This is a genomic window from Rhizobium sp. 05N430 (assembly GCF_056396985.1).
Genome location: NZ_JBFTMO010000028.1, coordinates 1 through 26963, shown reverse-complemented (window position 1 = coordinate 26963; position 26963 = coordinate 1). Strand labels below are relative to the sequence as shown.

At 61.6% G+C, this 26963-nt stretch carries 27 protein-coding genes and 2 pseudogenes; 13 read left to right on the top strand and 16 right to left on the bottom strand.

Features of this window, described 5'->3' with window-relative positions; all coding sequences use genetic code 11:
- From AC1DJO_RS29140 to AC1DJO_RS29130, 3 genes are all read left to right on the top strand, one after another.
- On the top strand, positions 1-192 hold a 192-nt coding region (locus AC1DJO_RS29140), incomplete at its 5' end, for a transketolase-like TK C-terminal-containing protein (RefSeq protein ID WP_477974036.1).
- A gap of 68 nt (positions 193-260) precedes the next feature.
- Entirely contained in the window at positions 261-1271 is a 1011-nt protein-coding gene (gene gap / locus AC1DJO_RS29135; protein WP_477974035.1) for a type I glyceraldehyde-3-phosphate dehydrogenase, read from the top strand.
- 101 nt (positions 1272-1372) lie between these two features.
- On the top strand, positions 1373-1861 hold the full coding sequence (locus AC1DJO_RS29130) for an N-acetyltransferase family protein (RefSeq protein WP_477974037.1): 489 nt from the start codon (positions 1373-1375) through the stop codon (positions 1859-1861).
- On the opposite strand, the gene AC1DJO_RS29125 is transcribed toward AC1DJO_RS29130, so the two are convergent.
- Positions 1848-1997: a hypothetical protein gene (locus AC1DJO_RS29125; protein ID WP_162702613.1), complete on the bottom strand. Its 150-nt coding sequence runs from the start codon at positions 1995-1997 to the stop codon at positions 1848-1850. The genes AC1DJO_RS29130 and AC1DJO_RS29125 overlap by 14 nt on opposite strands.
- A gap of 144 nt (positions 1998-2141) precedes the next feature.
- Between AC1DJO_RS29125 and AC1DJO_RS29120 the strand changes: the two genes are divergently transcribed.
- The 4 genes from AC1DJO_RS29120 (at position 2142) to AC1DJO_RS29105 (ending at position 7468) form a co-directional block, all read left to right on the top strand.
- On the top strand, positions 2142-4010 hold the full coding sequence (locus AC1DJO_RS29120; protein WP_477974034.1) for a potassium/proton antiporter: 1869 nt from the start codon (positions 2142-2144) through the stop codon (positions 4008-4010).
- Positions 4011-4080: 70 nt separating this feature from the next.
- A complete protein-coding gene (locus AC1DJO_RS29115; protein ID WP_477974033.1) occupies positions 4081-5280 on the top strand; it encodes a phosphoglycerate kinase in 1200 nt (399 codons plus the stop codon).
- A gap of 236 nt (positions 5281-5516) precedes the next feature.
- Positions 5517-6437 carry a fructose bisphosphate aldolase gene (locus AC1DJO_RS29110; protein WP_477974032.1) on the top strand — a complete coding sequence of 307 codons (921 nt, stop codon included), beginning with the start codon at positions 5517-5519 and terminating at the stop codon, positions 6435-6437.
- A gap of 113 nt (positions 6438-6550) precedes the next feature.
- The gene (locus AC1DJO_RS29105; protein ID WP_477974031.1) at positions 6551-7468 is read left to right on the top strand and encodes a PhzF family phenazine biosynthesis protein; all 918 of its coding nucleotides are present in this window, start codon (positions 6551-6553) and stop codon (positions 7466-7468) included.
- On the opposite strand, the gene AC1DJO_RS29100 is transcribed toward AC1DJO_RS29105, so the two are convergent.
- A complete protein-coding gene (locus AC1DJO_RS29100) occupies positions 7465-7629 on the bottom strand; it encodes a hypothetical protein (protein WP_310297279.1) in 165 nt (54 codons plus the stop codon). The genes AC1DJO_RS29105 and AC1DJO_RS29100 overlap by 4 nt on opposite strands.
- Before the next feature lie 174 nt (positions 7630-7803).
- Between AC1DJO_RS29100 and AC1DJO_RS29095 the strand changes: the two genes are divergently transcribed.
- The 3 genes from AC1DJO_RS29095 to rcdA all read left to right on the top strand — a co-directional run bounded on the left by AC1DJO_RS29095 (position 7804) and on the right by rcdA (position 10202).
- Positions 7804-9084 carry an MFS transporter gene (locus AC1DJO_RS29095; protein ID WP_112385475.1) on the top strand — a complete coding sequence of 427 codons (1281 nt, stop codon included), beginning with the start codon at positions 7804-7806 and terminating at the stop codon, positions 9082-9084.
- Positions 9085-9115: 31 nt separating this feature from the next.
- Complete coding sequence (locus AC1DJO_RS29090) at positions 9116-9307, top strand: DUF1192 domain-containing protein (protein WP_477949932.1); 192 nt, start codon at positions 9116-9118, stop codon at positions 9305-9307.
- A 379-nt stretch (positions 9308-9686) separates the two neighbouring features.
- Positions 9687-10202 carry a protease adaptor protein RcdA gene (gene rcdA, locus AC1DJO_RS29085; RefSeq protein WP_112385477.1) on the top strand — a complete coding sequence of 172 codons (516 nt, stop codon included), beginning with the start codon at positions 9687-9689 and terminating at the stop codon, positions 10200-10202.
- Between the two features lie 148 nt (positions 10203-10350).
- Here the strand turns inward: rcdA and rpmE are convergent, their stop codons facing one another.
- A complete protein-coding gene (rpmE, locus tag AC1DJO_RS29080; RefSeq protein WP_007527409.1) occupies positions 10351-10572 on the bottom strand; it encodes a 50S ribosomal protein L31 in 222 nt (73 codons plus the stop codon).
- A 192-nt stretch (positions 10573-10764) separates the two neighbouring features.
- On the opposite strand from rpmE, the gene AC1DJO_RS29075 reads away from it, so the two are divergent.
- Complete coding sequence (locus AC1DJO_RS29075; protein WP_477974030.1) at positions 10765-12567, top strand: ABC transporter transmembrane domain-containing protein; 1803 nt, start codon at positions 10765-10767, stop codon at positions 12565-12567.
- Positions 12568-12573: 6 nt separating this feature from the next.
- On the opposite strand, the gene AC1DJO_RS29070 is transcribed toward AC1DJO_RS29075, so the two are convergent.
- Entirely contained in the window at positions 12574-13794 is a 1221-nt protein-coding gene (locus tag AC1DJO_RS29070; protein WP_112385478.1) for an adenylate/guanylate cyclase domain-containing protein, read from the bottom strand.
- Between the two features lie 230 nt (positions 13795-14024).
- On the opposite strand from AC1DJO_RS29070, the gene AC1DJO_RS29065 reads away from it, so the two are divergent.
- The gene (locus AC1DJO_RS29065) at positions 14025-15014 is read left to right on the top strand and encodes a Bug family tripartite tricarboxylate transporter substrate binding protein (protein WP_477974029.1); all 990 of its coding nucleotides are present in this window, start codon (positions 14025-14027) and stop codon (positions 15012-15014) included.
- A 65-nt stretch (positions 15015-15079) separates the two neighbouring features.
- On the top strand, positions 15080-15268 hold the full coding sequence (locus tag AC1DJO_RS29060; RefSeq protein ID WP_112385480.1) for a YegP family protein: 189 nt from the start codon (positions 15080-15082) through the stop codon (positions 15266-15268).
- Between the two features lie 36 nt (positions 15269-15304).
- On the opposite strand, the gene AC1DJO_RS29055 is transcribed toward AC1DJO_RS29060, so the two are convergent.
- From AC1DJO_RS29055 to AC1DJO_RS29000, 12 genes and pseudogenes are all read right to left on the bottom strand, one after another.
- Positions 15305-16942, bottom strand: a complete 1638-nt coding sequence (locus AC1DJO_RS29055; RefSeq protein WP_477974028.1) for an FAD-binding dehydrogenase — start codon at positions 16940-16942, stop codon at positions 15305-15307.
- A gap of 122 nt (positions 16943-17064) precedes the next feature.
- Entirely contained in the window at positions 17065-18096 is a 1032-nt protein-coding gene (locus AC1DJO_RS29050) for a peptidoglycan -binding protein (protein WP_112385482.1), read from the bottom strand.
- Positions 18097-18099: 3 nt separating this feature from the next.
- The gene (locus tag AC1DJO_RS29045; protein WP_112518044.1) at positions 18100-19179 is read right to left on the bottom strand and encodes a MotA/TolQ/ExbB proton channel family protein; all 1080 of its coding nucleotides are present in this window, start codon (positions 19177-19179) and stop codon (positions 18100-18102) included.
- 113 nt (positions 19180-19292) lie between these two features.
- The gene (locus AC1DJO_RS29040; protein WP_112385484.1) at positions 19293-20093 is read right to left on the bottom strand and encodes an inositol monophosphatase family protein; all 801 of its coding nucleotides are present in this window, start codon (positions 20091-20093) and stop codon (positions 19293-19295) included.
- 185 nt (positions 20094-20278) lie between these two features.
- On the bottom strand, positions 20279-21376 hold the full coding sequence (locus tag AC1DJO_RS29035) for a protein-glutamate methylesterase/protein-glutamine glutaminase (RefSeq protein ID WP_112518045.1): 1098 nt from the start codon (positions 21374-21376) through the stop codon (positions 20279-20281).
- 12 nt (positions 21377-21388) lie between these two features.
- Entirely contained in the window at positions 21389-22243 is an 855-nt protein-coding gene (locus tag AC1DJO_RS29030) for a CheR family methyltransferase (protein WP_112385486.1), read from the bottom strand.
- 27 nt (positions 22244-22270) lie between these two features.
- Positions 22271-22747, bottom strand: coding sequence for a chemotaxis protein CheW (locus tag AC1DJO_RS29025; RefSeq protein WP_112385487.1), 477 nt, complete (start codon positions 22745-22747; stop codon positions 22271-22273).
- Positions 22748-22749: 2 nt separating this feature from the next.
- Positions 22750-23898 (bottom strand): annotated as a pseudogene (locus AC1DJO_RS29020) (methyl-accepting chemotaxis protein); the annotation flags it as partial.
- Positions 23899-24030: 132 nt separating this feature from the next.
- A pseudogene (locus AC1DJO_RS29015) lies at positions 24031-24582 on the bottom strand (MCP four helix bundle domain-containing protein); the annotation flags it as partial.
- A gap of 82 nt (positions 24583-24664) precedes the next feature.
- Positions 24665-24793 carry a hypothetical protein gene (locus tag AC1DJO_RS29010; RefSeq protein ID WP_310297247.1) on the bottom strand — a complete coding sequence of 43 codons (129 nt, stop codon included), beginning with the start codon at positions 24791-24793 and terminating at the stop codon, positions 24665-24667.
- A gap of 53 nt (positions 24794-24846) precedes the next feature.
- On the bottom strand, positions 24847-26553 hold the full coding sequence (locus AC1DJO_RS29005) for a methyl-accepting chemotaxis protein (protein WP_112518049.1): 1707 nt from the start codon (positions 26551-26553) through the stop codon (positions 24847-24849).
- A 32-nt stretch (positions 26554-26585) separates the two neighbouring features.
- The coding region (locus AC1DJO_RS29000) for a chemotaxis protein CheW (RefSeq protein ID WP_477974027.1) at positions 26586-26963 on the bottom strand (378 nt) is incomplete at its 5' end.

Sequence of the window (26963 nt, the reverse complement as noted above, 5' to 3'; positions counted from 1 at the left end):
GTGCTCGGCAACTCGCCGGTCAAGATCGCCGTCGAAGCCGCCGTTCGCGAAGGCTGGGATGCGTTCATCGGTCCGGAAGGCACCTTCATCGGCATGAAGAGCTTCGGCGCTTCCGGCCCGGCCAAGGACGTCTTCAAGCATTTCGGCATCACGGCAGACGCCGTCGTCGCTGCTGCAGAAGCAAAGCTCTGAGTTTCAGGGAGAGCGCTCCGGCGCTCTCCACTCCATCCGCAAGCCCCATGTCTAGGGAGTGAATGCAAATGACTGTAAAGGTTGCCATCAACGGCTTCGGCCGCATCGGCCGCAACGTTCTCCGCGCTATCGTCGAATCCGGCCGCACCGACATCGAAGTCGTGGCGATCAACGACCTCGGCCCGGTCGAAACCAACGCTCACCTGCTGCGCTACGATTCGATCCACGGCAAGTTCCCGGCGACCGTCGAGGTCGAAGGCGACACGATCATCGTCGGCAACGGCAAGCCGATCAAGGTGACCGCCGTTCGCGATCCGGCACAGCTGCCGCACGGCGAACTCGGCGTCGATATCGCGCTCGAGTGCACCGGCATCTTCACCTCGCGTGACAAGGCTGCTGCCCACCTGACGGCCGGCGCCAAGCGCGTCATCGTTTCGGCTCCTGCCGACGGCGCTGACCTGACCGTCGTCTTCGGCGTCAACCACGACCAGCTGACCAAGGAACACCTGGTCATCTCCAACGCATCCTGCACGACGAACTGCCTCGTACCGGTCGTCAAGGTTCTCGACGACGCCGTTGGTATCGATCATGGCTTCATGACCACGATCCACTCCTACACGGGTGACCAGCCGACGCTCGACACCATGCACAAGGACCTGTACCGCGCCCGCGCTGCAGCCCTGTCGATGATCCCAACCTCCACCGGCGCTGCCAAGGCCGTCGGCCTCGTTCTGCCACACCTGAAGGGCAAGCTCGACGGCACGTCGATCCGCGTTCCGACCCCGAACGTCTCGGTCGTCGACTTCAAGTTCGTTTCCAAGAAGGCAACGACCGTCGGCGAAATCAACGAGGCCATCAAGGCTGCCTCCAACGGCAAGCTGAAGGGCGTTCTCGGCTACACCGACGAGCCGCTGGTTTCCCGCGACTTCAACCATGACGACCATTCGTCGATCTTCGCGACCGACCAGACCAAGGTCATGGAAGGCAACTTCGTCCGCGTACTCTCGTGGTACGACAACGAGTGGGGCTTCTCGAGCCGCATGTCCGACACGGCCGTCGCCTTCGCAAAGCTCATCTAAGCTTCGCTTTTGCGAAAAGCAGATCGAGAGAGCGGCCCGGGAAACCGGGCCGTTTTTGTTTTGAGTGGCAGCCGGAAGAGGAGAGCGGAATCATGGTGGATATCAACATTCGAAAAGCAACCGCGGATGACGCTGGCGAGCTCACCGGCCTCCTGAACGAGATCATCGCCGCCGGTGGCACGACGGCCATGGAGGTCGCACTTTCGCCTGCAGAATTCCGGGAATGGTTCATCGACGGACCATCGGTCTTCGCCTGTCACGTCGCCGAAACCGATAACGGCCTTGCCGGGTTCCAGGAGATCAGCCGCTACGGAGACCTGCCGGACGGATGGGCCGACATCGGGACATTTTCCCGCAAGCACCCAAAAATCCCCGGCGTCGGCACTGCCCTGTTCGCGGCAACGCTTACCGCCGCCCGGACGCTCGATATCCAGTTCATCAATGCCACCATCCGCGCCGACAATACCGGCGGTCTGGCCTACTATGCGAAAATGGGCTTCGAGACCTACGGCATCACGAAGGATGTTCCCCTTCTCGATGGCACGCCGGTCGATCGCATCAACAAGCGCTTTCAGGTCAATCGCCGATAAGCGCCGCCTTATCGGCAAAAGCGATGCTCATCTCAGTTTTTGCCCTGCTCTCGCCTGATTTGCCTATACATTCTTTATAGAGATTCTCTCCCGTAGCATTCGTTGGTGAGCCGTCCGGCTCTCCGTTCAGCAGCATGACGCCGCAGCCCAGCAAGGTTAAGCCGCAAGGCCTACCCTTCCGGTCTGTTTTGCCGTTTACTGGCGGAAGCGCAGCAAAGGACGAGGATCGAGCAATGGTTGCGGTTTCCGGGGGCGGGCCGCGGCGCGGATGTGAAAGGGGATGGACGTGGAAGCATTCTATATCGTCGTGCTGGTATCGACGGCGCTGGTGCTTCTTGCGGCCTTCTCCAGCCTGCTCGCCTTCCGTTTCGGCGCCCCGCTGCTGCTTCTTTTTCTGGGCATCGGCCTGATTGCCGGCGTCGATGGCCTCGGCATCGAATTCAGCAACAATTATCTCGCCTATATTCTTGGGTCCATCGCGCTTGCCGTCATCCTCTTCGATTCCGGTTTCGGCACGCCAATCCAGGCTTTCAAGCTTGCGGCCATACCGTCGCTGACGCTTGCATCCGTCGGCGTTTTGATGACCGCCGCCCTTGTCGGCTTCGCCGCTACCTGGTTGCTCAATTTCAGCTGGCTTGAGGGCATGCTGCTCGGCTCGATCGTCGCCTCGACCGATGCCGCCGCTGTCTTCTTCCTGCTGCGCATCGGCGGCATCAATATTCGCGACAAGGTGCGCTCGACGCTGGAAGTCGAGTCTGGCACCAACGACCCGATGGCGATCTTCCTCACCATCGTTCTCGTCGAGCTGCTGGCAAGCGGCGAAGGCTATTCCGGCATCAATCTGTCGATGCTGGCCCTCTTCATCGAGGAAATGGGCCTCGGCGTCATCCTCGGCATGCTCGGCGGCATGATGATCGCCCAGGTGGTCAGCCGCCTCGATACCGATCGCGGCCTGACACCGATCTTCGTGCTCGGCCTTGCCATGCTGGTCTTCGCCTTCACCGGCGCGGTCGGCGGCAGCGGCTTCCTCGCCGTCTATGTCGCGGGCATCTATGCCGGCAATCGTAAGCTGCCTGGTCTGGCCGCCATCAAGCGCTTCCAGGACGGTATGACCTGGCTGGCACAGATCATCATGTTCCTCGTGCTCGGGCTGCTGGCGACGCCGTCGCAGTTTCCGGCGATCATCCTGCCTGCCGTGGCGCTGGCGCTGTTCCTGATCTTCGTCGCCCGTCCGCTGGCCGTATGGCTGTCGCTGCTGCCCTACGATTACACACAGCAGGAAATCGGCTTCGTCGCCTGGGTCGGCCTGCGCGGCGCCGTCTCGATCCTTCTCGCCATCATGCCCATCCTCGGCGGCCTGCCAAATGGCCATGTCTATTTCAACGTCGCCTTCATCATCGTCCTCGTCTCGCTCCTCGTCCAAGGCTGGACGATCAAACCGGTGGCGAAGAAGCTCGGCCTCATCATTCCGCCGCGCATGGGCGCCGTCGACAAGGTCGAGATCGATCTGCCGGGCTCTGCAAACCATGAACTCCTCGCCTACCGTGTCATCAAGGACAGTCCCGTCCTGCGCGGCGAGCGCATCCCGCGCTGGGCCACACCATCTCTGGTCATCCGCGACGGCAAGTCGCTGCGCTATCAATATGCTGGCCGCCTGCGCGAAAACGATCTGGTCTATCTCTTCATCGTCCCGAGCTACGCCCGCCTGCTCGACCGTCTCTTCGCCAGCAAGGCGCCTGTGGATGAGGATGATGCGGACTTCTTCGGAGCCTTCGCGCTCTCGCCGATCCGTCCAGCCGCCGATCTCGATGCCGCCTATGGGCCGGGTCTGCTGAACGAATCCGAGAAGGGCCTGACGATCGCCGAACTGATGAAGCAGCGCCTCGGCGGCAAGGCCGACTATGCCGATCGCGTCCGTCTCGGCTCGATCATCCTCATCGTTCGCGACCTCGACGATCAGGATCACATCAGCTCCGTCGGCATGTCTCTGGAAGCGGTGGAACCGGCAATTACCCTGCCGATCTTCATCAACATGCGCGATATCATTCAGCGCATCCGCGACCGCTTCAAAGGCCGCCATGTACCGGAGCCCGCGCATGTGGGACGGGTGCCGGAGAGTGACGAAAACGCGCGTGAAAAGCACGGCTGAACACCTTGCGTCGCGGGGCATCCTTGCTATGGTCGGCCACCTTCCAAGGCACTAACGAACGGATACTCCCATGCCAGCTTTCAAGACCCTCGACGACCTCAACGGCATCGCCGGCAAGCGCGTTCTCGTCCGCGTCGATCTCAACGTTCCCATGAAAGACGGCAAGGTTACCGACGCAACCCGCATCGAGCGCGTGGCACCGACGATCCTCGAACTGTCGAAGAAGGGCGCAAAGGTCATCCTGCTCGCCCATTTCGGCCGCCCGAAGGATGGCCCCTCGCCTGACCTTTCGCTGTCGCTGATCGCAGCCGACGTCGCCAAGGTTCTCGGCAAGCCCGTTGCCACCGCCACCGACTCGATCGGCGATGCAGCATCCGCCGCCGTCGCCAAGCTGCAGGATGGCGATATCCTGCTGCTCGAAAACACCCGTTTCCACAAGGCTGAAGAAAAGAACGACGCCGAACACACCAAGGCGCTCGCCGCCAACGGCGACATCTATGTCAACGACGCCTTCTCCGCCGCCCACCGCGCCCATTCCTCGACCGAAGGTCTCGCCCATCTGCTGCCGGCCTATGCCGGACGCACGATGCAGGCCGAGCTGGAAGCGCTGGAAAAGGGTCTCGGCGAGCCGGTCCGCCCGGTCGTTGCCATCGTCGGCGGCGCCAAGGTGTCGAGCAAGATCGACCTGTTGATGAACCTGGTGAAGAAGGTCGACGCCCTCGTCATAGGCGGCGGCATGGCCAACACCTTCATCGCCGCCCGCGGCACCAATGTCGGCAAGTCGCTCTGCGAGCATGATCTCGCCGAAACCGCAAAGCAGATCATGATCGAAGCCGCATCCGCCGGCTGCGCCATCATCCTGCCCGAGGACGGCGTCGTCGCCCGCGAATTCAAGGCGGGAGCCGCCAACGAGACCGTCGCCATCGACGCGATCCCTGCCGATGCCATGGTTCTCGACGTCGGCCCGAAATCGGTCGAAGCCGTCAAGGCCTGGATCGACCGTGCGCAGACGCTGGTCTGGAACGGCCCGCTCGGCGCCTTCGAAATCGAGCCCTTCGACAAGGCGACGGTTGCGGCTGCGAAATACGCTGCCGAGCGGACCAAGGCCGGCAAGCTGACCTCGGTCGCAGGCGGTGGCGACACCGTTTCGGCGCTCAACCATGCCGGCGTTGCCGACGACTTCAGCTACGTCTCGACGGCAGGCGGCGCCTTCCTGGAATGGATGGAAGGCAAGGTCCTTCCAGGCGTTGCCGTTCTCAAGGGCAAATAATCAGCCAAAGCTGATTTAACAATTTTTACATGTGGATAGGACCGCGGAAGCATCTCGCTTTCGCGGTCTTTTGCCCAGTGGGGCCAAAACTGCCCAAACTTTCAAACGATTGAAATGATTTCAATCGTTTCAATGGTTTAGCGCTCCATTCTCCCGCTCATAAACTTCTGTTATCCGCGAATGATAGCCATTGAGCCGTAGGCGCCTAGCGCGCCGATTTTTGGGATAGGAGCAGCATGGTAGACGCGAAGATGTTGGATAAGATGAGCTCTGCACCGGGTTTCATTGCAGCGCTGGATCAAAGCGGTGGCTCGACACCCAAGGCACTGCGTCTTTATGGCGTATCTGAATCGGATTATTCCGGTGACGAGGAAATGTTCCGACTGGTCCATGCCATGCGCGCCCGCATCATGAGCGCGCCTGCATTTTCGGGCGACAAGGTCATCGCCGCGATCCTCTTCGAACGGACCATGGACGGTGAAGTCGATGGTCAGGCTGTCCCCTCCTACCTCTGGGAAAAGCGCAGCGTCGTTCCCTTTCTCAAGATCGACAAGGGCCTCGAAGCCGAGGAAAACGGCGTTCAGGTGATGAAGCCGATGCCCGATCTGGACGCGCTCCTGATCCGCGCCCGGCAGAAGGGCATATTCGGCACGAAGATGCGCTCGGTCATCGGTCATGCCGACAAGGCAGGGATTGCCGCCGTCGTGAAACAGCAGTTCGAAGTGGCGCGCCAGATCATCGGCCACGGCCTCATCCCGATCGTCGAGCCGGAAGTCTCGATCGACAGCCCGACGAAGCAGCAGGCCGAGGCCATCCTGCGCGACGAGATCCTGAAGGAACTCGACAAGCTCCCCGCCGGTGAAAACGTCATGATCAAGCTGACGATCCCGACCGTTGCCGATCTCTATGCGCCGCTGATCGCCCACAAGTCGGTGATCCGCGTTGTCGCCCTTTCAGGCGGATACAGCACCGAAGACGCCTGCGAAAAGCTCAGCCATAACCACGGCATGATCGCCAGCTTCTCCCGCGCTCTGGCGGAAAATCTGCGCGTGACGATGAACGACGCGGAATTCGACGCAAGCCTGACCAAGACGATCGCCCAGATCTATGCGGCGAGCGTCGATAAGTCCGACGCGCGCGAGAGCGCCCTCGTTTGATCAAATGTGGGCGGCCTTGGCCGCCCATTTTTCTTTGTCACGGCGACAAGTTTGCCCCTTCTGTGACAGGCGCTCCCGGCTAATCATGGCGACCTGCCGAACAGGAGCCAGCCGTGCCCAATCTTGCCTACACCACCCTCGACGTCTTCACCTCCGTTCGCTTCGAAGGCAATCCGCTTGCCGTCATCACCGGCGCCGAAGCTCTCGACACGGCCGAGATGCAGAAGATCGCCGCCGAGTTCGGCTATTCCGAAATCACCTTCGTGCTGCCGCCGAAGGATCCTGCCAACACCGCGCATGTCCGCATCTTCACGCCAACGATGGAAGTGCCCTTCGCTGGCCATCCGAATGTCGGCACCGCCTATTTCATCGGCCAGCAAAGCGAGATCTTCGCCAAACCGGTCGGCAACCGGCTGCGCTTCGAGGAAGCTGCCGGTATCGTCGAGGTCGATCTGCGCCGCAGCAACGGACAGGTGACCGCAGCGACGATCCGTGCGCCAAAACCGCTGCAGGTAGGCGCAATGATCCCGGAAGCCGATATCGCCCGCTGCATCGCCATACGACCGGACCAGATCGCCACCGCACTCCACCACCCGCTTTTCGTCTCCGTCGGCCTGGAATTTGCCGTTGCCGAACTCGCGAACCTCGAGGCACTTGCCGCAGCAGTGCCCAACCCCGCCCTGTTCCGAGAAGCCGCCGGGAACCGCGGCGAGAACAACCACGACTTCTCGCTGTTCTTCTATGTCCGCTCGAAGGAAGACCCGTGGCATCTCCGGGCGCGCATGTTTGCGCCACTCGACAACGTCCCCGAAGACCCGGCGACCGGCAGTGCCTCGGCCGCCCTCTCGGCCTATCTGGTTTCCCGGACGCCCGGAAACGACAGCCAACAACGCATCACTATCGAACAGGGTGTCGAGATGGGTCGTCGGAGCATCATCGAGGTCGATGTGACGAAAGCGGGTGGAACGATCACCGATGTCCGCATTTCCGGCAGCTGCGTCTTCGTCATGCGCGGCGAGATTCTCGCCTAGCCGAAGAACTCGCGGCCGAGCAGCGCTACCGTCCAGATCGCAAAAGCGATGAGCGCAATTTTCCAGAAGTCCATTCGCCGTCGCAAACCGGGCAGCCCGAACGGCTTGATGATGTGTATGACCATGGCCAGGATGAGCAGCAATGCGAGCAGCTTGGTCATGGTTTTATTTTTCCAATATTATCATAATGTCACAGGACCGACATTATTCCGGGCGAACACAGAATTTCTTCATGCCGTAACGGCATTCCGGGGCACAATCAACACCATTGGGACTGGGCGGGACATCGTCTCGGCTTATGTCTTTTTGAAATCGAACTCGTCGAGAGTGGGCATATGAGAAGAAATCTGCTGTCCGTCGCCGCGCTGCTTTTCGGAACGCTTTTCCTCTTCATGGGCAATGGCCTGCAGGGCATCCTGCTCCCCGTCCGCGGGAACATCGAAGGTTACGCCACCACCACGCTCGGTCTGCTCGGCACATCCTGGGCCGGCGGCTTTGTTATAGGCTGCCTCGTGGCGCCGAATATGGTGCGCCGTGTCGGCCATGTGCGCGCCTTCTCCGGCTTCATCGCCATCATCGCCATCAGCGCGCTGTTCAGCGGCATCGTCATAGATCCGGTCTGGTGGATTGCGCTGCGCGCCGTCACCGGCTTCTCCACCGCCGGCACCTCGATGATCATCGAAAGCTGGCTCAACGAACGTGCCACCAACGAAAGCCGCGGCGCGATCTTTTCACTCTATATCGCCATCACCCTGTTCGGCGTTGTCGGCGGCCAGATGATGATCCCGCTGGAAGATGTGCGCACGCCCATCCTCTTCATGATCTGCGGCGTCTTCTATTGCGTCGCCATGCTGCCGACCACGTTGTCGACCGCGGCCTCCCCGCAGCCTTTGAAGGCCGTGCGCCTCGATCTGCCGGCGCTCTACCGGAATTCGCCGGTCTCGTGCCTCGGCATCCTTCTCGTCGGCATCGCCAATGGTGCCTATGGTACGCTCGGCGCCGTCTTCGGCGCCGGTGCCGGGCTGTCGGATACCAGCATCGCCATCATGATGAGCGCCACGATCTTTGCCGGCGCCGTCATGCAGTTTCCGGCCGGCCGTCTCTCGGACCGCATCGACCGCCGCTACGTTCTGGCCGCCATGTCCGGCCTTGCTGCTCTCGCCGGTATTCTAATCGTTCTCTTCAGCCCTTCCGACCCCTTCTGGGTGATCGGCCTCGTTGTGTTCTACGGCGCCGTCGCCAACACGCTCTATCCGATCGCCGTGGCGCACGCGAACGACTTCGCCTCCTCCGAGGATTTCGTGAAGGTCTCCGGCGGATTGCTGCTGCTCTACGGCATCGGCACGGTCATAGGCCCGACAATCGGCGGCCCTGTCATGTCGATGGTGAGTCCGCACGCGCTGTTCCTGGTAACGGCGATCGCTCACGTGCTGATCGCCGCCTACGCGATCATCCGCAGCCGCCTGCGCGCTGCCATCCACCCCGACGCCCGTGACGCCTACACGACGATCCCGACGGCAACATCGCCGATGATCACGCCCGAAAGCATGACGCTTGCCGACCGCGGATCCAACAAGTCTCCCGAAAGTGGCGATCCTGCTGTAAAGTATGGTTGAAATGCCAAACTGAACGAAAGGGAGGATTGCCATGAGCTTTTTTGACGAGGAACGGCCAGTGAAGAAGACCGCCCACGAGATTGGTGCGGATCTCTCGCTGTTGTCGGTCGGTGAGCTCAAGGAGCGAATCGAGCTGCTGAAAAGCGAGATCGCAAGACTGGAGGCCGAGTCGGCCAGGAAGGCTTCGGGGCGCGCCGCCGCCGAGGGCCTGTTCCGCTCCTGACTTCAAGAAAGAAGTCACAGGCAAGCGCAAAACACGCTTCGCCCAGTCTTAATGCTGAACAGTATTAACAGGATATTAAGCTTTACGAGCTATTACTTAAACCATCCAGATTTCGTCTGGATCTCAGACAGTTTTCCATGCGGTGAATTGGTCTGATTTTTCTCCCTGTTTTACCTTGAGAGCCGCTTTTGCGGCTCTTCTTTTTTGCCTGCGCGGCCGTTCACCACGAATCTGTGGAAGTTAACCCTTTCTTAAGAAACGCCTTGCGCATTTAGGGTAATGATACCATCTTAAAGACATAAAGACCGGCCCTTGAAACTTTTACTTCAGGCTGGCGTTACCTGACCATATGTAGACGCGTGCAACAGGGACAAATTGAATGTCGGAACTTGGTTTGAATACGATCAGCTTCGCCGGACGCGCCGCCGCATCGTCGCAATTCAAGACGCTTTATGCCGAGGGCATGTCGCTTGTCGAAGAAACCGCAGCCTACCTCGATGGTAACGGCCGCGCAGCTTCCAAGGTCCTCCCCCGCATGGCGTCGGTACTTTACGCAGCGGAATCGATGCGCCTCACCACCCGCCTGATGCAGATGGCATCGTGGCTGCTCTTGCAGCGCGCCGTCAACAACGGCGAGATGTCCCGCGATCAGGTTCTGGCTGAAAAGAACAAGGTTCGCCTCGACGGCTTCAACGTCGATCGCAACGCTCCGGGCTGGGGCGACCTGCCGGAATCCTTCCGCGATCTCGTCGAGCGCTCGCTGCGCCTGCAGAATCGCATCGCCCTTCTCGACCGCGAAATCTATCGCCCGTCGGAAGCCCCGATCGTTCCCGACAATCAGAACAGCGTTCAGGCGCAGCTCAGCCTGCTGCAGACCGCTTTCGGCAACAACTAAGTTTACTCAGAAATATATTTAAATCCGGCCGGTTGCGTTCCCTGCGCAACCGGCCTTTTTCATTGGCTGAAAGCGCAGCCCCAAAACCGTGCAATAAAAAAGCCCGGTAAAAACCGGGCTCTTTTCAAATTCAGTACCGCAAAAGCGATTAGAGGCCGAGGCCGCCGAAACGCTTGTTGAACTTGGAAACGCGGCCACCGCGGTCCATGAGCTGCTGGTTGCCGCCCGTCCATGCCGGATGGGACTTGGAATCGATTTCGAGGTTCATGACAGCGCCTTCCGAACCCCAGGTCGAGCGGGTTTCGTATTCGGTGCCGTCAGTCATCACAACCTTGATGGTGTGGTAGTCGGGATGGATATCAGCCTTCATAACAATCTTCCTGCGATGCCAGGGTCCAATTTGACGCATGTCATTGCGGCAAGAGGCCCGATTGAATAAATGAAGCCGCAGTCTCGAAGGCTACGGCTTCCCATTCGGATGCGGTGCCTATACATGAAGGCCTGAAGGATAACAAGTGCCAACAAGCTGGTGATCAACGGTTTGAGGGCGATTGGAGCTGATTTGACAGACGCAGTGCAGGGCGGGGAAAAGAAGTCGCGGTCGCTGAAGCCTCTCGGGCGCCTGACGCCTTATGTCATGCGCTACCGCGGCCTGGTGACCGGCGCCCTCGTCGCGCTGGCGCTTGCCGCCGTCACCTCGCTTGCCCTGCCGCTGGCCATTCGCCGGATGATCGATCACGGCTTCACGCAGCCGGACGGCTCCTTCATCAACAGCTACTTCGCGATGCTGATGGTGATGGCGATCGTTCTCGCGATCGCCAGCGCGCTCCGCTACTATTTCGTCATCACCCTTGGGGAGCGCATCGTCTCGGATCTGCGCCGCGATGTCTTTGCCCATGTGACCCGCCTCTCCGCCTCGTTTTTCGACGTCAACCAGTCGGGCGAGATCGTCTCCCGCCTGACCGCCGACACGACACAGATCAAGTCCGCCGTCGGCGCCACCGCTTCGGTCGCGCTTCGCAACCTGATCCTCTGTCTCGGCGCCATGGGCATGATGGTCGTCACCTCGCCGAAGCTGGCAAGCCTGGCGCTCGGCGCCATCCCGCTGATCGTCTTCCCGCTGGTCGCCTTCGGCCGCTCGGTGCGCAAGCGCTCGCGCGCCGCCCAGGATACGCTTGCCGAAGCCTCCGCCTTTGCCAACGAGACCATTGCCGCCACGCGCACCGTCCAGGCCTTCAACGGCGAGGATGCCGCTGCCGCCCGCTATGGCATGGCGGTCGAATCCGCCTATGAAGCCGCCCGCTCGGCAATCCGCTCGCGCGCGTTGCTGACCGGTATCGCCATCACCCTCATCTTCGGCAGCGTCGTCGCCGTTCTCTGGGTCGGCGCCCACAACGTGCTCACAGGCACGCTGTCAGCCGGCACGCTCGGCCAGTTCCTGCTCTATTCGGTCATCGCCGCCGGATCGCTCGGCGCGCTTTCTGAAGTCTGGGGCGAACTCTCGCAAGCCGCCGGTGCCGCCGACCGGCTGACCGAGCTTCTCGACGAAGTATCGCCGATCGCAGCGCCGCCCCAGCCGGAAATCCTGCCGGTGCCCGCCCGCGGCCGCGTCGAGTTTTCAAACGTCCATTTTGCCTATCCGTCGCGCCCGGGAAAATCGGCGCTGCATGGTTTGAGCTTTCATGTCACCCCCGGCGAAACCGTTGCCATCGTCGGGCCATCGGGTGCCGGCAAAAGCACGATCTTCTCGCTGCTGCTGCGCTTCTACGACCCGCAGCAGGGTACTGTCGTCATCGACGGCCTCGATGCCCGCGCCACCGATCCGGATAGTTTGCGCGAGCGCATGGCGATCGTCCCACAGGACGTCACTATCTTTGCCGCCTCGATCCACGACAATATCGCCTTCGGCCGCCCGGAGGCGACACCGGAGCAGGTCCGCGCCGCCGCGATCGCCGCGCAGGCCGACGAGTTCATCGCCCGCCTCGACCGAGGTTACGAAACGCAGGTCGGCGAACGCGGCATCACCCTGTCGGGCGGCCAGCGCCAGCGCATCGCCATCGCCCGCGCGATCTTGAAGAATGCGCCCGTGCTGCTGCTCGACGAAGCCACGTCAGCCCTCGATGCCGAGAGCGAGACGCTGGTCCAGAAGGCCCTCGACGGCCTGATGCAGGGCCGCACCACCCTCGTCATCGCCCACCGCCTGGCAACCGTCCTGAAAGCCGACCGCATCCTCGTGCTCGACCAGGGCCGCATCGTCGAGGAAGGCACCCACCAAAGCCTCATCCGCCACGGTGGCATCTACGCCAAGCTCGCCAAGCTGCAATTTGATGCAGGCGCGGAAGAGTTTTTGGCGATCGCTAAGTAATGGCTTTCACCCCTGCGGGAACGTAAACACGTCCACTGGTTCTCCCAATCCGCGGAGCGGATAGGTTCCGACCGGCTCCAGTTCCGCGCCGCATTTTGCCATGTCGACGAAGGCCTTCGATATCAGCACCGGACGGCCGACCTCCTTGGTCAGCGTTTCGAGCCGTGAAGCGACGTTAACAGCGGGGCCGATCACCGTGAAGTCCAGGCGCTTGCGCGAGCCGATATTGCCATACATCACATCGCCGACATGGACGCCGACGCCATAGCGCAGCTCGACGACGCCGCGTTCGGCGTTGAACTTGTTGAGGTCGTTGATGGCCGTGCGGGCTTCCTTCAGCGACAGGAGAAGATTGCGGCAGGCATCGGGATTGCTGAGCGGGAAGATCGCCAAGAGCCCGTCGCCCATGAATTTCAGGATCTCGCCGCCATGGCGCTCGATCGGCTCGGACATGGCATCGAAATAGGCGTTCAGCAGCTCGATGACGTCGTCGCGCGGCCACATGTCGGAGATCGTCGTGAAATCGCGGAGATCGCAGATCAGGATCGCCGCCCCGACCGTGCTGCCGCTGCCCCGCGTCGTGGCGCCGGCGAGGATCTGTTCGCTGGCATGCGGGCCGACATAGGTCTGCAGCAGGGTGCGCGCCAGGATGTTCTTGACGCGGATCTCGCTGACCAGCGTCAGGGCCGGGAGAAGATCGCGAAGGAACGAAATATGTTCGGCCGTGAATCCGCCCGGCCGATTGCTGGAAAAGGTAACGACATGGCGCTTGCCGAGCGTGTGCTCTAATGGCCAAGCGATATAGTCAGTCAGTCCCTCGCCGTGCAACTCCTCATAGAGCGCATAGTCGCTGCGGATCTCGCCTTCGAGGTTCTGGCGCACTTCCGAAGCGCCGCTGAAAATCTCGTTCATCGGGCTGCTGAGGAACTGCGGCGTGTTCTCGACACCATAGCCGAAGGTGGTGATCTTGCCTTCCTTCAGCCCCGGCCGCCAGAGTACGCGCGCGCCCATCCATTGCGGATGCAACGTGCGGAAATGCAGCGTCGCGCGGCCGAGCGGCACGCCTGCTTCCAGGAGCCTTTCATTCATCTCGACGAAGATGTTGTCGATGAAGCGTTCGCCGCGCGTCTCGTTGACCAGCCAGTCGAGAATACGGCGGCGGCGAAGCGGCCAGGCGCCGTCTTCGGCATCAGTGAAAGTGGCCATCGCATCGGGGGACAGATGCATATCAAACCTCATGAAATCCGCTTGCAGCGGCAAGCGGTAGAATTCTGTTTTACCCTTAGATGGTTATCGAAGGTGCAAATGTAATATCAATCCCCCATTCCAAGGCGACTAAAGTCGCATGCCCTCGAGCAATCGCACCGGTTGCCTTTACCCCACCCTGCCCTAACCTCCTCCTGCCCGGCCAGACGCAGCCGGGCGACTGAGCTGTTGAATTCTGGGAGGAGAATCGAATGGCGCCTTTTACCTTTACCCGCCGGGCAGGTATCGCCCTCGGCATCGGATTGCTGACCGCGCTTGGCGCGGGAACGGCGCTGGCCGAAGGATTTCCCGATCGTACCATCACCATGGTGGTGCCTTTCGCCGCCGGCGGATCGACCGATGTCGTCGCCCGCATCATCGCCGAGAAGATGTCTGCCGATCTCGGCCAGCAGGTCATCGTCCAGAACGTTGCCGGTGCCGGCGGCAATCTCGGCGCCGATAATGTCGCCCGCGCCGAGCCGGATGGCTACACGATCCTGATGGGCACCGTTGCCACCCACGCGCTGAACCCGCTGATCCTCAAATCGACGCCCTACGATCCGCAGAAGGATTTCGCCCCGGTCTCGCTGCTTGTCGTGGTGCCGAACGTGCTGGTCGTCAATCCGGAACTGCCAGCCAAGAACGTTCAGGAGCTGATCGCGCTGTTGAAGGCCGAGCCGGACAAGTGGAGCTACGCATCCTCCGGCAACGGCACGCCGCTGCATCTCTCCGGCGAGCTGTTCAACGCCATGGCCGGAACAAAAATGCAGCACATCCCCTATAAGGGCGCAGGCCCGGCGCTGACCGACCTGCTCGGCAATCAGGTCTCGATCATGTTTGACAACCTGCCTTCGTCCTCTCCGCACATCAAGAGCGGCAAGCTGCGCGCGCTGGCGGTCACAACGGCCGAGCGGGCAACATCCTTCCCGGACATTCCGACGATCGCCGAATCCGGCGTTCCCGGCTACGAGACCTACACCTGGAACGCGCTCTTCGCCCCGGCCAATACACCGGCCGATGTGGTGGCAAAACTCAACGATTCAGCCAACCAGGCCCTCAAGGATCCTGCCGTCGCCGGGCGGATGAAGGACTTCAGCGCCACGATCGTCGGCTCGACGCCGGAAGAGCTCGGCGCCCATGTGAAGGCCGAACTGGCCAAGTGGGAACCGATCGTTAAAGGTGCAAATATCCAGATGGAATAGATTGAACTTTTGCTCTAGATTGCTCTTTGTTACCGGGGCAACTTCCTGATTTTGGGAGACAATCGATGTATAAGTTCGAAGTGTACAAAGACAAGGCTGGTGAATTCCGTTTCCGCTTCAAGGCGTCAAACGGCGAGCAGATGTTCGGCTCGGAAGGCTACAAAGCAAAGGCATCCGCGCTGAGCGCCATCGAATCCATCAAGAAGAATGCGCCCGGCGCAACGGTCGACGACCAGACCAAGCCAACGGCATAATTTAAGGGAGGCGGCATCCCGAATGCGGTGCCGCCTTCACACCGCCCGCCCGGCCACCCGGCCGGAGAAAATACAACCGCCGAGGAAAGTCCCCTCCAGCGCGTTGTAGCCATGCATGCCGCCTCCGCCGAAACCGGCGACTTCGCCGGCCGCATAGAGACCGGGTATGGCATCGCCATTTGCGCCGATCACCCGCGCCGAAAGATCCGTCTCCAGACCACCCAGCGACTTTCGCGTCAGGATATGCAGGCGCACGGCAACCAATGGTCCCTTGGCCGGATCGAGCAGCCGGTGCGGCCGGGCCGTCCTCAGCAGCTTGTCGCCGATATAGCGCCGTGCGCCGCGGATCGCCGTCACCTGCGCATCCTTGGAAAAGCTGTTGCCGATCTCGCGGTCGCGCGCTTCGATCTGCCGGCGGATATGCGAAACGTCGAGCAGCCTCTCGCCGGTCAGCGCATTCATGCCGTCGACCAGCTGCTCCAGCGTGTTGCGAACGATGAAATCCTCGCCCTTGTCCAAGAACGACTGCACCGGCCCCGGCGGTTCGCTGCCGAGACGCTGCAGCAGGAGCTTGATATCCTTGCCCGTCAGATCCGGGTTCTGCTCGGAGCCCGAGAGAGCAAACTCCTTCTTGATGATCGCCTTGGTCAGGATGAACCAGCTGTAGTCGTAGCCGGTCCGCTTGATCGCCTTCAGCGTCCCGAGCGTATCGAAGCCCGGCATGGCAGGGGCGGCGAACCGGTTGCCGCGCGCATCGCACCAGAAGGAGGAAGGACCGGGAAGGATGCGGATACCATGGTTCGCCCAGACCGGATCCCAGTTCTTCAAGCCCTCGGTATAATGCCACATGCGGTCGCCGTTGATGACGCGCGCGCCGGCGCGTTCGCCGATTTCCAGCATCCGGCCATCGACATGGGCGGGCACACCCGCCACCATCGATGCAGGAGGTGCCCCCAGCCGGTCCACGGGCCAGCTGCGCCGGACAAGATCATGATTGCCGCCGATCCCGCCGGAGGTGACGACGACGGCCCCAGCCCGGATCTGGAACGTGCCGGAAATCATCCGCGCCGTCGCCTTGCCGCGTGGCGCACTGTCAGGCACCAGCACGGTGCCGAAGGCGCCGACGACCGTGCCGTTCTCGACAATCAGATCGTCGACGCGATGGCGAAAGGCGAAGGTGATCTTGCCCTGTTCTTCCGCTTCGCGGACACGGCGACTAAAAGGCTCAAGAACGGCCGGCCCTGTTCCCCAGGTCAGATGAAAGCGCGGCACCGAGTTTCCATGGCCATGCGCCATGCCGCCGCCGCGTTCGGCCCAGCCGACGACGGGAAACCAGCGCATGCCCTGCTGATGCAGCCAGGATCGCTTTTCGCCGGCGGCAAATTCGAGATAGGCTTCGGCCCAGAGCCGCGGCCAGTAATCTTCCGGCCGGTCGAACCCCGCCGAGCCAGACCAGTCCTGCCGCGCCAGATCGATACTGTCGCGGATACCCAGCCGATGCTGCTCGGGACTGTTGACGAGAAACAGCCCGCCGAGAGACCAGAAGGCCTGCCCGCCCAGGCTCTGCTCGCCTTCCTGATCGACGATGCAGACCTTGTGTCCGCGATCGGCAGCCTCGGCCGCCGCTACCAATCCCGCCAGGCCTGCGCCGATGACGAGCACATCACATTCCATCTCGAACGCCTCCCCCGCATTCACGAATCCAACGTTATGCAGTGGCAGCGTCGGCCGCAACTGCTGGATTTCACTCTCTGAAATTTGGGGCGATGGCAGGGCGGCCATACGCCGCCCCCAGCTTATTTCTCGGTGAGCTTGAGCTCGATACGACGGTTGGTTGCCCGTGCCTCCGGCGTATCGCCGGGTGCGATCGGCTGGAATTCGCCGAAGCCTGCGGCCACCAGCCGGTCGGCAGGGACACCCTGCGAGATCAGATATTTGACCACCGAGATGGCGCGCGCCGAGGAGAGCTCCCAGTTGTCGCGGTAGCGCCCCGTGCCTGACAGCGCCACGTTGTCGGTGTGTCCATCGACACGCAGGACCCAGTTGATTTCAGGCGGGATTTCCTTGGCGAGATCGAGAAGAGCCGCCGCAAGCTTGCCCATCTCGGCGGTACCGTCCGGATTGAGATCCGAGCTGCCTGATGGGAACAACACTTCCGACTGGAAGACAAAGCGGTCGCCGACAATGCGGATGTTTTCGCGGTCGGAAAGGATTTCGCGCAGACGACCGAAGAAGTCGGACCGGTAGCGGTTCAGCTCCTGCACGCGCTGCGCTAGAGCCACGTTCAGCCGCCGGCCGAGATCGGCGATCTTCGTCTGCGAGGTCTGGTCCTTCTGTTCGGATGCCTGAAGCGCCACTTCGACGGCAGCGATCTGGCTACGGAGTGCAGCAATCTGCTGGTTGAGCAGCTCGACTTGGCTCATCGCCCGCTCGCTGACCTGTTTCTGTTCATCGAGTTCCTTGGTCAACCCGCCGATACGCTGCTGCGCGACGTCCTGCCCGCCGGAGCCGGCATCGAGAAGCGCCTGCAGCCGCGAACGCTCGCTCTCGGCGCCGGCAAGCGAGGCCTGCAGGTTGGCGACGGAATCTTCCAGATCCTGCTTGCTGCCCTTTTCGAGCGCCAGCAGCTGGGTGAGTTCGTTGATCTGGCTGTTGAGGCGCGTCAGCACCTCGTCACGGCCGCTGATTTCGCGGCTGAGGATGAACTGGCCGACGACGAAGACCGTCAGCAGGAACATGATGGAAATCAGCAGCGTCGACAGCGCATCGACGAATCCGGGCCAATAATCGACCGTGCGCTCGCGGCGGCGGTTCCTGGCGAGAGCCATGGCTTACTTGCCCTCGCTCTTCTCTGTCTGGTTGCTGCGATAGCCGCGCTCCTGTGCGCCGATGCGCTCGGCAAGACGATCGAGCGTGCGGCGCATCGCCTTGGCTTCGTCCTGCTGCGCCTCGATCCAGTCGCGCAGCATCTGCTGCTCGTTTCGCATATTCTTGACCAGACCCTGGATACCCTCCGCGAGGCTCGCCATGGCGGCAACGGAACGCTGATTGCCGGCACCGCCGTCTTCAGAAACCTTCTTCAGATATTCTGAGAGCGAACGCACATCTTCCGAAGAGCCGCCTGCGGCATCGATCATTGGAACCGGCATGTCCGAACCAACGTCGGTGACCGACGACAGCCAGTTTTCCAGCTCCATGTAGAAGCGGTTCTGCGCGCGGCCGGCCTGCAGATCCAGGAAACCGAGGATCAGCGAGCCGGAAAGACCGAGCAGCGAAGACGAGAAGGCCTGGCCCATGCCTGAAAGCGGCGTCGAAAGACCTTCCTTGAGCGTCGCCAGCACATCGCCGGAGCCATTGGTGCCTGCGTCGAGAGATTGAATGACATTGCTGATCGAACCGATGGTGCCGATAAGGCCCCAGAAGGTGCCGAGCAGACCGAGAAAGACCAGCAGGCCGATGAGATAGCGGGACGTATCGCGGGATTCATCGAGACGGGTCGCAATCGAATCCAGGATCGAACGCAGCGCCGTCGTCGACAGTGTCGCCGTCGATTTGCGGCTGCCTATCAGCGCCCGCATCGGCGCGAGCAGCTTCGGATTGCGGTTCACCTTGTCGGCGCTGCCGGCAGCGCGGAACGAGTTGAACCAGCGCACTTCGGGCCTGAGCGCCAGCACATGGCTGAACACCAGAATGATGCCGACAGCGAGCACGCCGAGGATCAGGCCGTTGAGGCCCGGATTATGCATGAAGGCGGTTTGCGTCTGCCTGAAAAGGATCGCAGCAATGAAGCCGACGATCACCAGAAAGAGTACCATCGTCCACAGGAAGGACATCGGGCTGGAGAGTTTGTGCGTATAGGTACCGCTCGGTTTTTCGGTCGAGCCGAACTCCGCCGCATTCACGTTTTCCATGGTCTCGCAGCCTCCGCATTGCTTGCACTGCGAGACTAGAGCAACATTGTGCCGAATTGAAGTATGCCGCGACAGAAAACCGTGTGTTTACAACAGCCGGTTTTGATGAGGAATTACTTCGAAGGGATAGGGCGCTTGATGGTTTCGGTGAGTGCCTTGTGAATGTACTCGTTGCCCGCTACCACCGCGCCGCCTTCGACGACATCGGCGCCGCCGTTCCAGTCGGTTGCGTAACCGCCGGCTTCGCGGATCAGCAGAATACCGGCAGCGATATCCCACGGGGAAAGGCGGTCTTCCCAAAAGCCATCGAAGCGGCCGGCGGCCACGTAGGCGAGATCCAGCGACGCTGCACCCATACGACGGATACCGGCAACTTCGCCCATCACATGGCGCAGTTCGACGAGGAACTTGCCGTGATTGCCGCGGCCGAGATGCGGAACGCCACAGGCAATGACGGCATCGGACAGCACGCGGCGGGCGCCGACGCGCAGACGGCGATCGTTGAGGAATGCGCCACCGCCGCGCTCGGCGGTGTAGAGCTCATCGGTCGCCGGGTTGAAGACGACGCCGGCGACAATCTCGCCGTTGCGCTCCAGCGCGATCGAAACGGCAAACATCGGAATGCCGTGCAGGAAGTTGGTGGTGCCGTCGAGCGGATCGACGATCCAGCGATGCGCGCCGTCCGTGCCCTTGATCTCTTCGCTTTCCTCGCCGAGGAAGCCATAGGTAGGACGCGCCTTCAGCAGCTCCTCCTTGACGATCTTCTCGGCCTTGCGGTCGGCATTGGACACGAAATCGCCCGGACCCTTGACGGAAACTTGCAGGTTCTGAACTTCTCCGAAATCACGCCCCAGCGACTTGCCTGCCTTGATGGCAGCCTGAACCATGACATTGAGAAGAGCAGAACGGGCCATGTTGGCAATTTCCTTGGAACTGGTACGGGGTCGCTGTCAGGGCGGGAAGTGTCCCTGATCGCCGGAAAAGGCAGCGCTTTATAAGATTGGCGGCCTCAAGACCACAAAATCGGGGAAATTTCAAGGGGAGACGACGCCCACCCTCGTCGCCAGACGAAAACCGGCGGCCAAGGCCGCCGGTTTCTCTAGAACTTCTGCTGTGTCAGCAGCACTTCGCGGGCGATCTGGTCGAGCGGCAGCACGCGGCTGACGCCGCCCTTGGCGATCGCTTCCTTCGGCATGCCGAAGACCACGCAGCTCGCCTCGTCCTGCGCCACGGTATAGGCGCCGGCCTGATGCATCTCGAGCATGCCGCGTGCGCCGTCGTCGCCCATCCCGGTCATGATGATACCCATGGCGTTCGAGCCGGCAGAACGCGCGGCCGAGCGGAACAGCACATCGACGGAGGGGCGGTGGCGGGAAACCAGCGGTCCGGTCTTCACCGACACATGATAGCGGGCGCCCTGGCGTTCGAGCAGCATATGCCGGTCGCCGGGCGCGATCAGCACATGGCCGCGCAATACCGCATCGCCATCCGCCGCTTCCTTGACCTCGACCTCGCAGAGGCCATTGAGGCGCTTTGCGAAGGCGGCGGTGAACTTCTCCGGCATGTGCTGGACGATGACCATGCCGGGCGCGTTGGCAGGTAGCGCTTCCAGAAATTCGCGCAGCGCCTCGGTTCCGCCTGTCGATGCGCCAACGCAGACGACCATCTCGGTGGTCTTCGCCATGGCGCGGCCGGTCGGCGGCGGCAACATCGCATCGGCCGTGAGCTTCTTTGCAGGGCCATCAGCGGATGCCGAACGCACCACGCCGACACCACGCCGCACCGACGGCAGACGGGCATGGGCAGCGCCCTTCACCACTTCCCGGATGCGGATCGCATCATCAGCCAGGCTGTCGGCAGCGCCGATCTTCGATTTGAGGATGATATCGACGGCACCGGCTTCCAGCGCCTGGATCAACGTCTCCGAGCCGGTCTCCGTCAGCGACGAGCACATCACAACAGGGATCGGATGCTGCGACATCAGCTTGCGCAGGAAGGTGATCCCATCCATGCGCGGCATTTCCACATCCAGCGTGATGACATCTGGGACGTCTTCCTGCATCTTGCGGGCGGCCATGAAGGGGTCGGTCGCCACGCCCATGACTTCGATATCGGGGTCTTCTTCGAGAATGCGGACCAGCGTCTGGCGAACACTGGCGGAATCGTCGATGACGAGGACGCGAATCTTCTTTCCCATCTCAATCCTGCTTTACGTCTTCTGGAATACCGTGTTCGAAACCTGCTTCAGCGGCAGGTCGAATCCGGTGATCGATTCCGAATGGCCGATGAACATGTAGCCGCCGTCGGCCAGACAGTCGCAGAGCCTGCTCAGCACACCCTGCTGCGTCGGCTTGTCGAAATAGATCAGCACATTGCGGCAGAAGATGATCTGCATCGGCTCGCCGACCGGATATTTGTCGTCCATCAGGTTCATGCGTGCAAAGCCGACCTTGCTGCGCAGCGACGGTGCGATGCGCACATCACGGCGGCCCGGCTGCTTGGCGGTCATCACATATTTGCGCTGCAGATCGTGAGGTACTGGCTGCACCAGATCCTGCGGATAGATGCCGCGGCGCGCCGTCTGCAGCACATCGGTGCTAAGGTCGGTGGCCAGCACGCTGTAGGACAGCCCGGCCCGCTCCTCGACGAATTCGGAGAGCACCATCGCCATCGTATAGGGTTCGGCGCCGGTCGAGCAGGCCGAGCTCCAGGTGCGGATCTTGCGCGCGCCACCTGCAACAAGCGCCGGAAGCGCCGTCAGCTGCATATATTCGAAATGCTTGGCCTCGCGGAAGAAGTCGGTCTTGTTGGTCGTCACCACGTCGATCAGGTAAACCGTTTCCTGCTCGAGGCCGCCGTGATCGAAGAGGAAGTCGCAGTAATCGTCGAAACTGGAGTGATGGGTGGCCCGAAGGCGGCGGCGCAGGCGGCCCTCGAGCATCGTCAGTTTCGTCGGAGGCATCTTGATGCCACTATAATCGTAGATGAACCGGGCAAGCTTATCGAAATTACGCTTGCTGATCCGGTCGCCCGGCAATTGGGCTTCCACTGCTGCCATACTCATGAACGCAATACTCCAAAGGCGGCAGCGCTAGGCCGCCGATTGCAATGCCGAGGCATCCTCGCGCGACAACAGCCGCGCGAGATCGACGATCACCACGAAACCATCGTCGCGACGGACCACGCCGGCGATATAATCCGAACGCCAGCGGACGCCGATATCGGGCGCCGCCTCGATCTGATCGCGCCGGAAAGGCGTGACCTCGAAGACCCGGTCGGCAACCAGGCCCAGCGTCAGCATCCGGCTCTCCATCGGGATGTCGAGAACGAGAACCCGCGTATGCGAGGTCGGCTGCGTCTTCGACATGCCGAGCTTCAGCCTGAGATCGATGGTCGGCACGCCCTGGCCGCGCACGTCGCGAAGGCCGAGCAGGTAGTCCGGACCGTTCGGGATCTTGAACGCTTCCGCGTAATCAAGAATTTCCCTGACCACTTCCACCGGGACGGCGAAGATTTCATCGCCGAGGCTGAAAGTCACGAATTGAGCTTCCTGGGACGCTGTCGCCATGATTATGCGCTTTCCTTGAATTCGGCATCGCCCTCGTCGGGACCGCCCATTGACATATCAAGGGCAAAGCCCTTTGCGCGTGCCTGCTGGCTGGCAATGCTGTTGGCAGCCAGAGCCTTGGACGGCTTGCGCACCGCCGGAGCCGGGATGCGGCTGACCGACATGCGAGCCGCTGGCACCTTCTGCTGACGTCCGGTCGCCATATCGACGCGGAAGAAGGCGATCGAGGCCTGCAGTTCTTCAGCCTGCGTTGCGAGTTCCTCGGAGGTTGCAGACATCTGCTCGGATGCGCCGGCATTCTGCTGGGTCACCTTGTCGAGCTGCTGGATCGCTTCGTTGATCTGCGAGGCGCCGACATCCTGCTCGCGGCAGGCGGCGCTGATCTCGGAAACCAGTTCGGCAGTCTTGCGGATATCCGGCACCAGACGTCCCAGCATGTCGCCGGCTTCGGCGGCGGCCTTGACCGTGTCACCGGACATGGCGCTGATTTCGGCGGCAGCCGACTGGCTGCGTTCGGCAAGCTTGCGGACTTCCGAAGCGACGACCGCAAAGCCCTTGCCATGCTCACCTGCACGGGCGGCTTCCACAGCGGCGTTCAGGGCGAGAAGGTCGGTCTGGCGGGCGATTTCCTGAACGATGCCAATCTTCTGGGCGATCGTGCGCATCGCTTCGACGGCGCGGGTCACCGCTTCGCCGCTAATTTCGGCATCCTTTGCCGACTGGCGGGCGATCCTTTCCGTCTGAGCGGCGTTATCGGCGTTCTGCTTGATGTTGGCAGCCATCTCTTCCATGGCAGCAGAGGCTTCTTCAGCCGAGGCAGCCTGTTCGGTAGCACCCTGCGAGACCTGCTCGGAACTGGAGGACAGTTCCTGGCTTCCGGCCGAGACATTCTCTGCAGCCGCGATCGCATCGGCAACGACGCCGCGCAGACGTTCGACCATCCGCTCCAGGGCGATGCCAAGCGTATCCTTGTCCGACAGCGCCTTCGGCATGACCGTCAGGTCGCCATTGGCGATCTGGTCGGCTATGCCGGCCGTGTTGCGGAGGTTGGCGGTCATGGTGTTCAGCGCGTCCACCAGGTCCTTGACCTCGTCATTCGAATTGACGGTGGCCGTGGCAGCAACATCGCCGCGAGCGACCGCGCTTGCCAGCTCGGTGGCGGCAGCGAGGTTGCGCTTGATGGCGTTGGTGACGAAGATGACGACGCCGATTGCAGCCAGCGTGATCAGCAGACCGCTGATGACGGTGAGCTGGATCAGCGAATGGAACAGCGCGATGCCCTGCTCTCTGAGCTCTTTCGCGGCTTCCAGCTGGTACTCGGTCAGCTTGCCGATCCCGTCAGTGGTCGGGTCGATTGCCGGATAGAGGTCATTCTTCACGAAGCTGTCGAGCTTGGCGGCATCGTGGGACTTCAGGATATCCTGCAGTTCATCGACCTTGGTGTCGGACTTGGCCATGTCGCTCTTCACCTTTTCGGCGATCAGGCTTTCCTGCGGCGTCAGCTCGGTCGAGAGATAAGCCGACCATTGGTCGGAGATCGTACGCTTCGCGCCTTCGATGCTGGTCGCGGCCTGCTGCCAGTCGAGCTTGTCAGCATGCAGCTTGTGCGTCGTATCGACGATGCTGACGGCATAGGCGTCAGAGACAAGCTTCAGCTGCTGCAATGGAACGACGCGATCGTCATAGATCGACTTCATCGATTCAGTCATTGCATTCATGCCGTAATAGGCGCCACCGCCGATGACGCTGGCAATGGCAATGCTGGACGAGATCTGGATCGCAAGAATCTTGGTGCCGATGGAACTGAAGAGTCCTTTTTTGCGGCTGGCAGTCATAGGGCATTCCTCACTAGAGATTGTCTGATTATTCCGCCGCGGCAACGCGGCGTTTGGATCGCGCCGCGGTAAGCGGCACGCATCACGAGACCATTCGCTTGTTCCAGATCATCGTCGCTTGAGCCGGCAGCCAATCAGGACGCACCCGGGCTTCGGCGACCGGCAGGCAGACATCGCCGGTCGAAACCGGCGCATCCATCACGCCGGGCATTTCCCTGCCGCGGGCCGATCAGGCCCGCGGCAATGTCGTTATCGCTTCAGCGTTCAGGCGCTTTCGCGGAAGTCGTCATCATGTGCGTCCGGACCGCCCATCGACATGTCGAGCGCAAAGCCCTTGGCGCGAGCCTGCTGGCTCGAGACCGACTGACCGTGAGCGAAGTGATCGTTGGTCGGCTTGCGGGCAGCAGCCGGGGCCTTGACGAACTTGGCGGTGGTCTTGACCGGAGCAGCCTTCTTGACACCAGCGCGGGTGGCGCCGGCCGTATCGACCTTGAAGAAGGCGATCGAGGCCTGCAGCTCTTCTGCCTGGGCAGCGAGTTCTTCAGACGTTGCCGACATTTCTTCCGATGCACCCGCGTTCTGCTGGGTCACCTTGTCGAGCTGCTGGATCGCTTCGTTGATCTGCGAGGCACCGATATCCTGCTCGCGGCAGGCGGCGCTGATTTCGGAGACCAGTTCGGCAGTCTTGCGGATATCGGGCACCAGGCGGCCGAGCATTTCGCCGGCGTCGGCAGCAGCCTTGACGGTGTCGCCCGACATCGAGCTGATTTCGGCGGCAGCCGACTGGCTGCGTTCGGCAAGCTTGCGGACTTCGGAAGCAACGACCGCAAAGCCCTTGCCGTGTTCGCCTGCACGAGCTGCTTCGACAGCGGCATTCAGGGCGAGCAGGTCGGTCTGGCGCGCGATTTCCTGAACGATACCGATCTTCTGGGCGATCGTGCGCATCGCCTCGACGGCGCGGGTGACGGCTTCGCCAGATGCTTCGGCGTCCTTGGCAGACTGACGGGCAATCTTTTCCGTCTGAGCGGCGTTGTCTGCGTTCTGCTTGATGTTGGCAGCCATCTGCTCCATCGAGGCAGAGGCTTCTTCAGCCGAGGCAGCCTGTTCGGTCGCACCCTGCGAAACCTGCTCGGAAGAAGCCGACAGTTCCTGGCTGCCCGAGGAGACGTTGTCGGCAGCCGACAGCGCATCGGCGACGACACCGCGCAGACGCTCGATCATCACGTTGACGTTGCCCAGCAGTTCGCCGATTTCGTCGCGGTTGGTGATTTCAGCCGTCTTGGTGAGGTCGCCTTCGGCAACTTCGCGAACGACGGTGTTGGCGCGGGTCAGCCCCTTGCTGATGGTGTTGGCGATCCAGAAGGCAGTAACAGCGGCGAGCAGCAGAGCGACGCCGGCAATAGAGATCATGACCGTACGGGTCGATGAAAACTGCAGATCGGCGCTGTCGTCGGCATCCTTCATGCGCTGCTTTTCGAGTACCAGAATATCGTCGAGCGCCGCATCGATCTTGTTAGCAGCATCGCGCGCGGTGGAGACCGAAATGGTGTTAGCAGCATCCATGTTCCCGGCCTTCATCAGATCGCGGATCTGATCGTCAGCCTGGTTGAACGCCTTGGAGAATTCGGCAATCTGTGCCCAGCGCGGCTTGCCTTCTTCGCTGGCGATCGCAACGACGCTGCTGAATGCGTCAGAGAAGTCCTTGCGGGCCTGATCACCCTTCTGAATCGAAGAGGCGATATCGTCCGGTGTGCGGGAAGTCAGCAGATTCTTCTGCTGACGGATCGCTTCCAGCTGCGCGATATTGATCTGCTGCGCGAGATCGAGGCGTGCCGCCGGACCGGCAAGCAGATTGCCGAGCGTGTCGTTCAGTGCGCCCAGGCTCATGACGCCGTAACCGGCGGTACCCACGAGCATTAATATGATGAAGGTGAACGCAGTCACCAGTTTTGCTTTAATTGTCAGTCGCATCGTCCAGCCCCCTAGCTGATATCAACGGCGTTTCAGTGTGAGTTGCCGGCGCTGTCGTGCCGGGAGGAAATGATTGCCTGCAGGTTGGGGATGATGATGAATTCCCCTCCCCGTTTGACGAGGCAGTTGATGTAGTCGGCGCGCCAGCGCATGCCGACACTCGGCGGTGGTTCGCTCGCCGTCTTTGCGAGCGTGGTGACTTCATTCACCTTGTCGGTCCTGAGGCCGACGAGCGTCTGCTCGCCATGCAGGTCGATTTCAATAACGATGATGCGGCTGTCGATCGTCGCTTCGGTCGCTTCCATGCCGAAGGCGAGGCGCAGATCGGCAAGCGGGATGACCTTGCCGCGAAAATTGATGACGCTGGCCACGAAGGACTGAGCGCCGGGAACGGCGGTCTCAGGCAGAAG